This is a genomic window from Streptomyces djakartensis (genome assembly GCF_014651075.1).
GTDB lineage: Bacteria > Actinomycetota > Actinomycetes > Streptomycetales > Streptomycetaceae > Streptomyces > Streptomyces djakartensis.
Genome location: NZ_BMWE01000026.1, coordinates 40,953 through 54,086 on the forward strand (window position 1 = coordinate 40,953; position 13,134 = coordinate 54,086).

14 protein-coding genes are annotated in these 13,134 nt (G+C 70.6%); 4 read left to right on the top strand and 10 right to left on the bottom strand.

Annotated features, from left to right (window positions below):
- Window positions 1–47: 47 nt before the first annotated feature.
- Together IE212_RS30865 and IE212_RS30870 are read left to right on the top strand one after the other, a co-directional pair.
- On the top strand, window positions 48–371 hold the full coding sequence (locus IE212_RS30865; protein WP_190201266.1) for a DUF427 domain-containing protein: 324 nt from the start codon (window positions 48–50) through the stop codon (window positions 369–371).
- Between the two features lie 61 nt (window positions 372–432).
- Entirely contained in the window at window positions 433–1,215 is a 783-nt protein-coding gene (locus tag IE212_RS30870; protein ID WP_190201267.1) for an alpha/beta fold hydrolase, read from the top strand.
- Between the two features lie 678 nt (window positions 1,216–1,893).
- On the opposite strand, the gene mnmA is transcribed toward IE212_RS30870, so the two are convergent.
- Window positions 1,894–3,024, bottom strand: coding sequence for a tRNA 2-thiouridine(34) synthase MnmA (mnmA, locus tag IE212_RS30875; RefSeq protein WP_190201268.1), 1,131 nt, complete (start codon window positions 3,022–3,024; stop codon window positions 1,894–1,896).
- Between the two features lie 59 nt (window positions 3,025–3,083).
- Here mnmA and IE212_RS30880 point away from each other — a divergent pair, with 59 nt between their 5' ends.
- On the top strand, window positions 3,084–3,749 hold the full coding sequence (locus tag IE212_RS30880; RefSeq protein ID WP_190201269.1) for an N-acetylmuramoyl-L-alanine amidase: 666 nt from the start codon (window positions 3,084–3,086) through the stop codon (window positions 3,747–3,749).
- A 27-nt stretch (window positions 3,750–3,776) separates the two neighbouring features.
- On the opposite strand, the gene IE212_RS30885 is transcribed toward IE212_RS30880, so the two are convergent.
- The 3 genes from IE212_RS30885 to IE212_RS30895 all read right to left on the bottom strand — a co-directional run bounded on the left by IE212_RS30885 (window position 3,777) and on the right by IE212_RS30895 (window position 5,568).
- The gene (locus IE212_RS30885; protein WP_190201270.1) at window positions 3,777–4,946 is read right to left on the bottom strand and encodes a cysteine desulfurase family protein; all 1,170 of its coding nucleotides are present in this window, start codon (window positions 4,944–4,946) and stop codon (window positions 3,777–3,779) included.
- A gap of 149 nt (window positions 4,947–5,095) precedes the next feature.
- Complete coding sequence (locus IE212_RS30890; RefSeq protein WP_190201271.1) at window positions 5,096–5,362, bottom strand: DUF4190 domain-containing protein; 267 nt, start codon at window positions 5,360–5,362, stop codon at window positions 5,096–5,098.
- A 38-nt stretch (window positions 5,363–5,400) separates the two neighbouring features.
- The gene (locus IE212_RS30895; protein ID WP_190201272.1) at window positions 5,401–5,568 is read right to left on the bottom strand and encodes a hypothetical protein; all 168 of its coding nucleotides are present in this window, start codon (window positions 5,566–5,568) and stop codon (window positions 5,401–5,403) included.
- A gap of 116 nt (window positions 5,569–5,684) precedes the next feature.
- On the opposite strand from IE212_RS30895, the gene IE212_RS30900 reads away from it, so the two are divergent.
- On the top strand, window positions 5,685–6,323 hold the full coding sequence (locus IE212_RS30900; RefSeq protein WP_190201273.1) for a TetR family transcriptional regulator: 639 nt from the start codon (window positions 5,685–5,687) through the stop codon (window positions 6,321–6,323).
- An 82-nt stretch (window positions 6,324–6,405) separates the two neighbouring features.
- Here the strand turns inward: IE212_RS30900 and IE212_RS30905 are convergent, their stop codons facing one another.
- From IE212_RS30905 to IE212_RS30930, 6 genes are all read right to left on the bottom strand, one after another.
- Complete coding sequence (locus IE212_RS30905; protein WP_190201274.1) at window positions 6,406–7,266, bottom strand: thioesterase family protein; 861 nt, start codon at window positions 7,264–7,266, stop codon at window positions 6,406–6,408.
- A gap of 46 nt (window positions 7,267–7,312) precedes the next feature.
- Window positions 7,313–7,987, bottom strand: coding sequence for a trimeric intracellular cation channel family protein (locus IE212_RS30910; RefSeq protein ID WP_190201275.1), 675 nt, complete (start codon window positions 7,985–7,987; stop codon window positions 7,313–7,315).
- Between the two features lie 64 nt (window positions 7,988–8,051).
- A complete protein-coding gene (locus IE212_RS30915; RefSeq protein ID WP_190201276.1) occupies window positions 8,052–9,191 on the bottom strand; it encodes an ABC transporter ATP-binding protein in 1,140 nt (379 codons plus the stop codon).
- Window positions 9,188–10,270: an ABC transporter ATP-binding protein gene (locus IE212_RS30920; RefSeq protein WP_190201277.1), complete on the bottom strand. Its 1,083-nt coding sequence runs from the start codon at window positions 10,268–10,270 to the stop codon at window positions 9,188–9,190. The genes IE212_RS30915 and IE212_RS30920 overlap by 4 nt, the downstream gene beginning before the upstream one ends.
- Window positions 10,267–11,277, bottom strand: a complete 1,011-nt coding sequence (locus IE212_RS30925) for an ABC transporter permease (protein ID WP_190201278.1) — start codon at window positions 11,275–11,277, stop codon at window positions 10,267–10,269. Before IE212_RS30925 ends, IE212_RS30920 begins: the two co-directional genes overlap by 4 nt.
- Window positions 11,278–11,366: 89 nt before the next feature.
- Window positions 11,367–13,133, bottom strand: a complete 1,767-nt coding sequence (locus IE212_RS30930) for an ABC transporter substrate-binding protein (protein WP_190201279.1) — start codon at window positions 13,131–13,133, stop codon at window positions 11,367–11,369.
- Window position 13,134: the final 1 nt, after the last annotated feature.

Here is a 13,134-nt window from a genome sequence, read left to right on the forward strand (position 1 = left end):
TCAGCCTGCGCTGTATCGGGGGAGTCGGCGACCCAAGGAGGGCGATCGTGACGAACGGGCATCGCATCACCATCGAGCGGAGCGGCCGGCGCGTGCGCGTGGTGCACGGCGGGCAGGTCCTGGCGGAGAGCGACCGGCCGCTGGTCCTGCGTGAGACGGGCTGCCCCGAGCGGTACTACATCCCTCCCGAGGACGTACGCCTCGACCTGCTGACGCCCTCGGGCACACGCACGTACTGCCCGTTCAAGGGCACCGCGTCCTACTGGTCGCTGCCGGACGCGGCGGACCTCGTCTGGGCGTATCCGGACCCGAAACCGGACGTCGCGGAGATCAAGGACCACCTGTGCTTCTACCAGGTGCAAATGATGTGATCGGCTGACGCGCGGCCCGCCTCACCGATGAACACCGCGCCGTGCGGCAGTCTGCTCTGACATGGACAAGAAGATCCTTTCACGCGACGGCACCCGTATCGCCTACGAGAGCACCGGCCGGGGCCCCGCGGTCGTCCTGGTGAGCGGCGCGATGTCGACGGGCGGCACCCTGGCGCCGCTGGCCGTGTCCCTGTCGGAGCGTTTCCAGGCCGTCGTCTACGACCGCCGGGGCCGCGGCGCCAGCGGGGACACGGCGCCCTACGCCGTGGAACGCGAGGTCGAGGACCTGGCCGCGGTGATCGAGGCGGTGGGCGGCGACGCGTGCCTGTACGGCATCTCGTCGGGCGGGGCGCTGGCCCTGGAGGCGGCGGCGAGCGGTCTGCCGGTGCGGCGCGTCGCGGTGTACGAGACGCCGTTCGCCATGTCAGAGGAGGGAGCGGCGGAGCGCGCGGAGTACACCGGGCGTCTGACGGAGGCCCTCGCCGAGGGGCGGCGCGGGGACGCGGTCGAGCTGTTCCTGCGGCTGACCGGCCTGGCCGAGGACGTCATCAAGGGGGCGCGCCAGTCTCCGATGTGGGCCAGCATGGAGGCGATGGCCCCGAGCCTCGCCTACGACGACGCGGTGATGGGCGACGGCCGCGTGCCCCGCGCCCGGCTCGCCTCGGTCGGCGTCCCCGTCCTGGCGGTCGCGGGCGACGCCAGCCCGTCCTGGCTCCGGGAGGCGGCCCGGGCGATCGCCGACTCGGTCCCCGAGGGCACGTACCGCACGCTCCAGGGGCAGACGCACATGGTGGAGCCGAACGTGCTGGCACCGGTGCTGACGGAGTTCTTCAGCCGGGGCTGAGAGGGGCGTGAGGCGGGCGCCGGGCCCAGGGTCCACGCGTGCTTGGGTCCCCCCGGGAGGGCCGGAGGTCAGGCGCCGCGGCCCGGGGTGGGCTTCGTGCGCCTCGCGCGGGACGGCCCGGACCGGTCGGAGCGTCTCGCGTCCCCCTGTGATCTTGTGCAGGCTCCGCGAGACGACAGCCCTGGATCGCCTGGGCGAGCGCGTCCGCCGGTCGGGCCCGATCCGCCTCGGCCTGCCACCGGACCGCGTCCACCTCGACGCCCAGCCTCACACGAGAAGCCCCCGGACCCGTCGGAGCGCAGCACAGCCCCGCAAGGCCTGGCATGCTCCACGCGAGTTCAACCCCCGCGCCCGTGGGCAAACACGCCCACCGGTCGGGCCCGGTCCGCCTCGGCCTGCCACCGGACCGCGTCCACCTCACGCGGGAAGGCGCCAGGCCCCCGTCGGAGCGCCTCACAGCCTCCGGCGGGGCCTGGCATGCTCCACGCGAGTTCAACCCCGTGCCCGTGGGCAAACACGCCCACCGGTCAGCCCCGATCCGCCTCGGCCTGCCACCGGGCCGCGTCCACCTCGACGCCCAGCCTCACACGGGAAGCCGCTGGACCCGTCGGAGCGCAGCACAGCCTCCGGCAAGGTCTGGCACGCTCCGCGCGACGACAGCCCCTGTGTCCCTGGGCGTCAGGCCACGCCTGCCACGGCCCGCTTGGTCGACGCGATCGTCGCCGACCCCACCACCCGCGTGCCGTCGTACAGCACGATGGCCTGGCCGGGGGCGACGCCGCGGACCGGCTCGGTGAAGGTGACCTCCAGGGAGCCGTCGACGAGTTCGGCGGTGACCTCGGTCTCGCCGCCGTGGGCGCGCAGCTGGGCGGTGTAGGTGCCGGGGCCCGTGGGGGCGGCGCCGCACCAGCGGGGCTTGATCGCGGTGAGGGCTCCGACGTCCAGGGCGGAGGCCGGGCCGACGGTCACCGTGTTGTCCACCGGCGAGATGTCGAGCACGTAGCGCGGCTTGCCGTCGGGGGCCGGGGTGCCGATGCGCAGGCCCTTGCGCTGGCCGATGGTGAAGCCGTAGGCGCCCTCGTGCGTGCCGAGCTTCGCTCCCGACTCGTCGACGATGTCGCCCTCCGCCTTGCCGAGCCGGTCCGCCAGGAAGCCCTGGGTGTCGCCGTCGGCGATGAAGCAGATGTCGTGCGAGTCGGGCTTCCTGGCGACCGCCAGTCCCCGGCGCTCGGCCTCCGCCCGGATCTCGTCCTTGGTGGTGACCGTGTCGCCGAGCGGGAAGAGCGCGTGCGCCAGCTGCTTCTCGTCGAGCACGCCGAGGACGTACGACTGGTCCTTGGCCATGTCCGAGGCGCGGTGCAGCTCGCGTGTGCCGTCCTCGCGCACGATCACCTTCGCGTAGTGGCCCGTGCAGACCGCGTCGAAGCCCAACGCGAGGGCCTTGTCCAGCAGCGCGGCGAACTTGATCTTCTCGTTGCAGCGCAGGCAGGGGTTGGGCGTGCGCCCGGCCTCGTACTCGGCGACGAAGTCCTCGACGACGTCCTCGCGGAAGCGGTCGGCGAGGTCCCACACGTAGAAGGGGATGCCGATGACGTCGGCGGCGCGGCGGGCGTCGCGCGAGTCCTCGATGGTGCAGCAGCCCCGGGCGCCCGTGCGGAAGGACTGGGGGTTGGCGGAGAGCGCGAGGTGGACGCCGGTCACGTCGTGGCCCGCCTCGGCCGCGCGGGCGGCGGCGACGGCGGAGTCGACTCCGCCGGACATGGCGGCCAGGACGCGGAGGGGGCGGGAGCGCTGCGGAGTGTCAGTCATAGCCCCTCCAGGGTACGGGGCGCGGGAACCGGGGCCCGCGGGTATCCGTTGACGATCACATGGGACAGCGGAAGGCTCCGAGGGACGGCGACCGGAAGGTCGGGCGACGCGCGTTGCTGATCGGCGGGGCGGCGGCAGCGGCGGGCACGGCCGTGCTGGCCCGGGACGAGCTCGCGCGCCTGTGGTGGCGGGTTCCCGGCGTGGAGAAGCCGCGCAAGGAAGGCGAGGTCGACTACGCGGGCGCGCGCTGGGTGGCGGCGTCGGACGCGAACTGGCGCCGTGCGGACCGGCCCGACGACTACGGCATAGACATGGTGATCGTCCATGTCACCCAGGGAAGCTTCGACAGCGCGGTGAAGGCCTTCCAGGACCCGGGGCACAAGGCGGCCGCGCACTACATCGTCCGCCAGGACGGGCACGTCGCGCAGATGATCCGCGAGCTGGACGTGGCGTACCACGCGGGCAACCGCGACTACAACGAGCGCAGTGTCGGCATCGAGCACGAGGGCTTCGTGGACCGCCCGCAGGACCTCACGGACGAGATGTACGAGGCCTCCGCCCGTCTCACGGCCCTGATCTGCGCGCGGTACGGCATCCCCGTCGACCGCGAGCACATCATCGGCCACGTGGAGGTCCCGGGCACGGACCACACCGACCCGGGGCCGCACTGGGACTGGGACAGGTACCTGCGGCTGGTGCGTCAGGCGCGTACGGTCCCGGCCTGATCGGGTCGGCGGGCCGGCCGGGCCGTGTTACGTCAGCCCCGCCGCCCTGGCCCGTTCCACCGCCGGGCCGATGGCCTTCGCCAGGGCCTCGACGTCGGCCTCGGTGGAGGTGTGGCCGAGGGAGAAGCGCAGGGTGCCCCGGGCCAGGTCCGGGTCGGTGCCGGTGGCGAGGAGGACATGGCTGGGCTGGGCGACCCCGGCGGTGCAGGCGGAGCCGGTGGAGCACTCGATGCCCTGGGCGTCGAGCAGGAGCAGCAGGGAGTCGCCCTCGCAGCCGGGGAAGGTGAAGTGCGCGTTGGCGGGGAGGCGGCCCTCCGGCGACGGGTCGCCGCCGAGGATCGCGTCCGGCACGGCCGTACGGACCGCGGTGACGAGCGCGTCGCGCAGGGCGCCGATCTCGCGGGCGAACCACTCGCGCTGCCTGGCCGCCAGCCGCCCGGCGACCGCGAAGGAGGCGATGGCGGGCACGTCGAGGGTGCCGGAGCGCACGTGCCGCTCCTGACCGCCGCCGTGCAGGACGGGCACGGGGGTGTGTTCACGGCCGAGGACCAGGGCGCCGATGCCGTACGGCCCGCCGATCTTGTGGCCGGTCACCGTCATCGCGGCGAGGCCGGAGGCGGCGAAGTCCACGGGGATCTGACCGAAGGCCTGGACGGCGTCCGAGTGCAGGGGGACCCCGAATTCGGCTGCGACGTCGGCGAGTTCACGGACCGGAAGGATCGTCCCGATCTCGTTGTTGGCCCACATGACGGTGGCGAACGCCACGTCGCCGGGGTTGCGGGCGATCGCCTCGCGCAGGGTCTCGGGGTGGACGCGGCCGTGGGTGTCGACCGGCAGGTACTCGACGTTGGCGCCCTCGTGTTCGCCGAGCCAGTGCACGGCGTCGAGGACCGCGTGGTGCTCGACGGGGCTGGCGAGGACGCGGACGCGGGCCGGGTCGGCGCTGCGGCGTGACCAGTAGAGGCCCTTGACGGCGAGGTTGTCGGCCTCCGTGCCGCCCGAGGTGAAGACGACCTCGCTGGGGCGTGCGCCGAGGGCTTCGGCGAGGGTCTCGCGGGCCTCCTCGACGGTACGGCGGGCCTGCCGGCCGGATGCGTGGAGGGAGGAGGCGTTGCCGGTGGCACCCAGGTGGGCGGTGAGCGCCTCTGCCGCCTCCGGGAGCATCGGGGTGGTCGCGGCGTGGTCGAGGTAAGCCATGGTGAGCCCGATTCTACGGCCCCCTCGCGAGCGGCCTCAGGTCCAGGTCGGCCGATTCCGAACGGAGGTGAACCGCTTGCCGGGGCGGCTGTGACCCGTCGCCCACGGGCCGGCCGCGGCTCGTCGGCGGGCGGTCGTCCGACGACGGCTCAGAAGCTCCAGGAGACCGTGCTGTCCGCCTGCATGAAGGCCACCAGGACCACCAGGTCGGCGACGCCCAGGCCGAGACCCAGGTAGGCGCGGCCGCGGCGCTTGGTGCCGCGCCACAGGGCGACGCTCGCCAGCACGATGGCGAGCGGGCCGAGGAAGATGTTGAGGACGAGCAGGCCGAGCAGGCCCAGGACGAAGGACGCGACGGCCATGCCGTCGGTGTCACGGATGCCGGTACGGCGCGTGGCCGGTGCGGTGAGCTGCATGGTGATCTGCTCCCGGTGTCGGGTCGGCGGTGCGGTGGTCAGTGGGCCTGCGGGTGGCGTCGGCGGCTGTGGCGCTCGCGGAGCGCGAAGATGCCGAGCCAGGCGGCGATGACGGCACCGGCGGCGACGGAGAAGGTGAGCGGCGCGTGGGCGACGGTGCCCAGGAGCACGCCCAGCAGGAGGAGCGCGGCGACGATGAACAGCATGGTGAACTACCCCCAGGGATTCGGTGAACGGTTGTGGTTACACTTGTTCACTGACTTCCCAGTCTAGCGCCTCCCATGACTTTCCAATTCCAGAGAACAGTTGTTAACTGCATGGTATGAGTCACACCCTCGGCATCCGGCAGGCCCAGAAACAGAAGACCCGGCAGGCACTCCTGGACGCGGCCCTGGGGCTGCTGGAGGAGCAGAGCCTGAGCAGCCTCGGGCTGCGCGAGGTCACCCGCGCCGTCGGTGTCGCCCCGACCGCCTTCTACCGCCACTTCCGCTCCACGGCGGATCTGGGCGTGGCACTGGTCGAGGAGGCGCTGGGCAGCCTGCACCCGATGATCCGGACGACGGTGTCCACGACGGGTGACCACGAGGAACGCATCACGCGCACCATCGAACTGATCGCCCGTCACGTCGACGGGTACCCCGCCCATGTCCGGTTCATCGCCCGTGAACGACATGGCGGAGTTCAGCCGGTACGGGAGGCGATTCGCGGCCAGCTGGCCCGGTTCGCCCAGGAGGTCAAGGAGGAACTGGCCGAGGACCCGGTGTCGGAGGGCTGGTCCGAGGACGACCTGCTGATGCTGGCGCACCTCTACGTGGACCAGATGCTGATCACCGCGTCGCTCTTCCTGGAGGCGCTGGAGGGGCCGGAGGAGGAGCGCGAGGAGCGGACCCGGCAGGTCGCGCGGGTGGCGACCCGTCAGATGCGGCTGATCGGGCTGGGCCGCCACCACTGGCTGGACTGACCGGCCCCCGCAAATCGCCTGGGGCGGCGCGCCCGTTTCGACGAGCACACCGCCCCCGGCATCGCGAGCGGCCGGGCAGGGCTCAGCCGAGCCGGGCCCGCGCCAGCTGCCGGGACTGGGCCACCAGCCGGCCGGCGCTGTCCCAGACCTCGGCGTCCTCCTCGAGGAAGCCGCCGGCGAGGTTGCGGGTGGTGATCGACACACGCAGCGGGCCCGGCGCCGGCCGGCAGCGCACATGCACGGTGAGCTCGACGGTGGGCACCCAGCCCTTCAGCCCGAGTTCGAACGCGGTGGGCGGCAGGGCGTCCACGGCCAGCAGCAGGGAGAGCGGGTCGTGGTCGCGGCCGTCCGCGAGGCCGAACCAGGCCCGCATCTCGCCCTTGCCGGACGGCTGCCCGAGGGCCCAGCCCAGCGTCGACGGGTCGAGCTTGAGCATCAGGCGGTCGGTGATGGCCGAGCTTCCGGGAACGGGGGCGGGCCCGTCCTCGGGGCCGAAGCAGTGCTCCATCGGGGGGATGGCGGGCGGCTCGGCCGTCGTACGGACGTCGTCGGGCAGGGAGTCCAGGTCGCCGTAGGAGGCGAGGACTCGGATGCGTTCGACCTCGCGGCCCTCGTCGTCGTACTGGAAGAGGGAGGCCTGGCCGGTCGACAGGGTCCGGCCGGTGCGGACGACGTCCGTGCGGACGACGGCCGGGCCGGGCCGGGACGCGGTGAGGTAGTGCGCCGAGATCGTGAAGGGGTCGGTATGCGGCAGGGCGTCCGCCAGGGCGCGGCCCAGGACGGCCAGCAGGTAGCCGCCGTTGACGGCGTTGAAGATCGTCCAGCCCGCGGAGAGATCGATGTCGTAGACGCCGTGCGAGCGGCGGGTGACCGCGGTGTCGCGGTCGAACTCACTGTCGCCGATCGTGGCCCGGACGGCCGGGGCGGTGGCTGCTTCTGACATGGGCCGAACAGTACAAGAACTAATTACTAAGCGGTAGCTTTCCTCGTCAGGGCAGCGAGGGCTGCTCCTCCTCGCTCACCATGGACCGCCGGTGCCACGCCCGCGGAGCCCGCCAGTGGTAGCGCATCGCCAGCAGGCGCAGCACGAAGCCGGTGATCACCGCGAGGGCACTGGTGAACGGGTTCAGGGCGTCGTAGCGGATGCACAGGGCGACCATGGCGGAGCCGATGATCGCCGGGACCGCGTACAGGTCACGGTCCCAGCGCAGCAGCGAGGGAACCTCGTTGGCGAGGACGTCCCGCAGCACGCCGCCGCCCACGGCGGTGGTCAGCCCCAGGCCGGCCGAAGCGGTCAGGCCGAGCCCGTACTCGTACGCCTTGATCGTGCCCGCGACGCAGAACAGGCCGAGGCCGGCCGCGTCGAAGACGTTGACGGCGACCTGGATGCGTTCCACCTGCGGGTGCAGGAAGAAGACGAGGAGCGTGGCGAGCAGCGGAGTGAGGAAGTAGCCCAGGTCCGTGAAGGCGGCGGGCGGTACGGCCCCGATGACCAGGTCCCGGAAGAGTCCCCCGCCCAGGGCCGTGACCTCGGCGAGCACGGCCATGCCGAACACGTCGAAGTTCTTGCGCACGGCCAGCAGGGCGCCGGAGATCGCGAAGACGAAGATGCCGATCAGGTCGAGCGTGTGCTGGACGGACGGACTGAAGAGTTGCTGGAGCACCCGGACATCTTCCCCCACGGGTGAGCCCCCGCCCTGATGTGCGAGGGCGGGGGCTCGGGAAGGGTCACTTCTCCACGGGGGCGGCGGCGCCGTTGTCCGCGGCGACCTCCTTGGCCGAGGACAGCAACGTGGTGTCCTGCGGCTGCTGGTCCTCGAAGTTCTCCGGGTGGTGGCAGGCGACGCGCTGCCCGGCCCGCAGTTCCACCAGCGGCGGCTCGGTCGTCTTGCAGATCTCCGTCGCCTTCCAGCACCGGGTGTGGAAGCGGCAGCCGCTCGGCGGGGCGATCGGCGAGGGCACGTCGCCCTTGAGCAGGATGCGCTCGCTCTTGACGCCCCGGCGCTTCGGGTCCGGTATCGGCACGGCCGACAGCAGGGCCTTGGAATACGGGTGCATCGGCGACTTGTACAGCTTGTCGCGATCGGCCAGCTCGACGATCTTGCCGAGGTACATCACCGCGATCCGGTCCGAGACGTGCCGGACGACCGACAGGTCGTGCGCGATGATCACGTACGTGAGGCCCAGCTCGTCCTGGAGGTCGTCCAGCAGGTTCACCACCTGGGCCTGGATCGACACGTCCAGCGCGGAGACCGGCTCGTCCGCCACGACCAGCTTGGGGTTGAGCGCGAGCGCGCGGGCGATGCCGATGCGCTGGCGCTGGCCGCCGGAGAACTCGTGCGGATAGCGGTTGTAGTGCTCGGGGTTGAGGCCGACCACCGACAGCAGCCGCTGCACCTCCTTCTTCACCCCGCCCTCGGGCTGAACGCCCTGGAGCCGGAAGGGGGCGCTCACGATGGTGCCGATCGTGTGCCTGGGGTTCAGCGAGGAGTACGGGTCCTGGAAGATCATCTGCACGTCGCGGCGCATCGGGCGCAGGTCGCTCGTGCCGAGGTGCGTGATGTCCTTGCCCTCGAACTCGACCGTGCCGCCGGTCGGTTCGAGCAGCCGGGTGATCAGCCGGCCCATGGTGGACTTGCCGCAGCCCGACTCGCCGACCACGCCGAGCGTCTCGCCCTTGCGGACCTCGAAGTCGATGCCGTCGACGGCACGCACCGCGCCGGTCTGCCGCTGGAGCAGGCCCTTGCGGATCGGGAAGTGCTTCTGCAGGCCGGTCACCTTCAGCAGGACGTCGCCGTCGGCGGTGGTGTCCTTGGTGAGAGTGCTCCCACTCGTGTCCGGTTCGCTCACCGTCTTGTCGTCGCTCACAGCTTCGGCGCAATCTCTTCGGTCCAGATACGCTCCCGCTGCTCCTGCGTCATGTGGCAGGCGGCCCAGTGCGAGCCGCCGACCTCGGTCAGCTCGGGGCGGACCGTGCGGGTGACGTTGTCCTTCGGGATGTCCGCGTACGGGCAGCGCGGGTTGAAGGCGCAGCCGGACGGGAGGTTGATGAGGGAGGGCGGCGCGCCCTTGATCGGGATGAGCCGGTCGGTCTCCTCGCGGTCCAGCCGCGGCATCGAACCGAGCAGTCCCCAGGTGTAGGGGTGCCGGGGCTCGGAGAACACGTCCTCGGCGGGGCCGCGCTCGACGCACCGGCCGCCGTACATGACCAGCAGGTCGTCGGCCATCTCGGCGACCACACCCAGGTCGTGGGTGATCATGATGACGGCGGAGCCGAACTCCTTCTGCAGGTCCCGGATCAGGTCGAGGATCTGCGCCTGGACGGTGACGTCCAGGGCGGTGGTCGGCTCGTCCGCGATGAGCAGCTCGGGGTTGTTGACCAGCGCCATGGCGATCATGGCGCGCTGGCGCATACCGCCGGAGAACTCGTGCGGGTAGCCGTCCACGCGCTTGGCCGGCTCGGGGATGCCGACCCGGTCCAGCATCTCGACCGCCCGCTGCCGGGCGGCCTTCTTGCTGACGTCGTGGTGGACGCGGTACGCCTCCACGATCTGCTGCCCGACCGTGTAGTAGGGGTGCATGGCCGACAGCGGGTCCTGGAAGATCATGGCCATCTTCCGGCCACGCAGCCGCCGTACCTCGTCGGGGTCGGCCGCGATCAGCTCCTGGCCGTCGAGCCAGACCTCGCCGGTGACCTTGGCCCGGGCCGAGCGGTGCAGTCCCATCACGCCGAGCGAGGTGACGGACTTTCCGGAGCCCGACTCGCCCACGATGCCCAGGGTCTTGCCCTTGCGCACGTCGAAGCTGACCCCGTCCACCGACTTGACCAGGCCGTCGTCGGTGTCGAAGTGGATGCGCAGGTCGCGGACGGACAGGAACGCGTCGTCCGGGGCGGACGGGGCGGTGGTGTCCGGTTCGCCGAGCGCGGCTTTGTCGAGCTTGCTCACGAGTACCTCACCCGGGGGTCGATGGCGGCGTACACCAGGTCGACGATCAGATTGCACAAGACGATGAAGAACGCGGCTACCAGGGTCACGCCCATCACGATGGGGAGGTCGTTGTCCTTGATGGCCTGGACCGAGTATGCGCCGATGCCCTGGAGGGAGAACACGGTCTCGGTGAGCACCGCGGTGCCGACCAGGGTGCCGAAGTCCATGCCGAAGATGGTGACGATCGGGGTGAGCGCGGAGCGCAGGCCGTGCTTGGCGACGACCGTGGTCTCCGTCAGGCCCTTGGCCCTGGCCGTTCTGATGTAGTCCTCGCTCATCGTCTCCAGCATGCCCGCGCGGGTGAGCCGGGCGTAGAGAGCGGAGAAGAGGAAGGCGAGGCTGACCCAGGGCAGCATCAGATGCCAGGCCCATTCGGCGGGGTTCTCGGTGAACGGGACGTAGTCGATGCTGTCCCAGACCGGGATCTCGTAGACGAAGAGCGCGAGGAGGATCTGGCCGGTGAAGAAGATCGGGAGCGACACGCCGGCGAGCGCGATGAACATGGAGACGCGGTCGATCGGCCTGCCCTTGCGCAGAGCCGAGATCACACCGGTCGTCACTCCGGTGACCAGCCAGATCACCGCCGCACCCACAGCCAGGGAGAAGGAGACCGGGATCCGCTGCTCCAGCTGCGGCCACACCTCGATGTGGCTCTTGAAGGAGTACCCGAAGCAGGGTGCGCCGCAGTGCGTCGCGTCGGGACCGAACGTGTAGTCGGCGCCCACCACGAGGCCCTTCAAGAAGTTCCAGTACTGCTCGTAGACGGGCTGATCCAGTCCCAGGTTCTTCTTGATCGCGGCGACGGACTCGGGGTTCGCGTCCTTGCCGACGTACTGGGTGGCCAACTGGTCGGCCGTCTGGCCCCCGAGCCGGGGCACCAGGAAGAAGATGGCGAAAGTGACTGCGCTGACCACCAGCAGCAACAGCACCGCGCCCATGACGCGTCGGAGGATGTACGCAGCCACAGCTGTCCGGCCCCGGGTGGCCGCGGCGGGATCGTCCGCCGCGGCCACCCGGTGCCTTCACCTGCCTTTCAGAGGTTCCGGCCTGCTGGTTACTTCGAAGAGCCCATCAGCAGGTAGTCGTACATACCGAGGTAGGCCTGCGTGACCGTGACGTTCGTCGCGGACGTGGGCCGGAGCAGCAGGTTCTTGCGGTAGATGACCGGGACGACCGAGGCGTTGTCGAGGACCATCTTGTCGATCTCGCCCCAGGCCTTGGTACGGGCGGCGGCGTCGGTGTTGCCGATCGCGTCCGTCAGGGCCTTGTTGATCTTCGGGTCGTCCAGCTCCATCAGGTTGTTGCCGCCCGAGGGCTTGATGGCCGCGCCGTTGACGATCTGGTCGAGGAAGCCGTAGCCGGTCGGCCAGTCGGCGCCCCACGCCATCGAGAGCATGCCGAGCTTGTTCTTGTGCACGTAGCTCGGGACACCGGCGAAGTTGGAGAAGTACTTGCCCGCCGGGAACTGCTTGATCTCGATGTTGATGCCGATCTTCTTCAGCGACGCCTGGACGGCCGTCGCCTGCGCCACCTCGGCGGGGCGGTCGGAGCGGGCGGTCATTATCGTGCTGAAGCCGTTCGGCTTGCCGCACTCCTTCAGCTCCGCCTTGGCCTTGGCCACGTCACCCTTGTGACCCTCGGTCGCGTAGGTGTCGAACTTGGTGTAGCCGTTGACCGACGGCGGCAGCAGCGTGGTCGCCACGTCACCCTTCGGGGAGCCGCCCATGGCGTCGAGCACCGACTGCTTGTCGAGGCCCCACTGCACGGCCTTGCGGCAGTGGATGTTGTCGAACGGTGCCACCTTCAGGTTCAGCGCGATGTACTGCGTCGCACCCGCGTACGAGCTGTCCGTCTGGTTGGCGTACTTGCCGCGCAGCACCTTCGGCTGGGTCTGCGGCTGCACACCGGTGCCGCCCGCGTCAGCCGTGGTCTTGTCGGAGAGCAGGTTGTTGTCGACCGTGACCGGGTTGACCTTGAACTTGATCGTGACCTTGTCCGGCAGGGCCTTGCGGATCGGGTCCGTCTTCGGGTCCCACTGCTTGTTGCGCACGAGGGTGGCGCCGCGGCCCTCCTCGTAGGACTGGAACTGGTACGGGCCGGTGGACTGGATGGCCTGCACGTACTTCGCGCCGGTGTCCTTCGCCTGCGGCACGGGGGCCGTCTGCGAGAACGTCGCCAGGTAGTCGAAGTCGGCGAACGGCTGCTTCAGCTTGAAGACGATGGTCCGGTCGTCCGGCGTCTCGATGGACTTCAGGCCCTCGGCGGACTTGTCCTTGTAGGGACCCTTGTACTTGTCGCCGCCTTCCAGGTACGACTTGAAGTACGTCGGGCCGTTGGACAGGGCCTCGGGCGCGAAGTTGGAGCGCTCGATGGCGTACTTCACGTCCTTGGACGTCACCGGGGTGCCGTCCTGGAACTTCACACCGGCGCGCAGCTTGTACGTCCAGGTCTTGGCGTCCGGGCTGGACTTGCCGAGCCCCTCGGCGAGGTCCGGCACGACCTCCAGGCCTTCCTTGCCCGCCGCCGGCTTGAACGAGGTGAGCGTCCGGCCGTAGAGGCGGGAGAAGTTCTGCACCCAGCCGTAGTACGTGTTGCCCGGGTCGAGGGAGTCCGGCACGTCCGAGTGCTCGTACGAGACCGTCCCGCCCTTCTTGCTGGACGCGTTGACGATCGAGTTCAGCGCGGCGTCCTTCTTGCCGTTGCCTCCCCCGTCGTTGTCGTCACCACCGCCGCCGCACGCGGCAGCTCCCAGCGACAGTGCCAGGACCGACGCAACGCCGGCGGTCACCCTTCTCGTCTTCACCTGAGGTAGCCCCCTCATT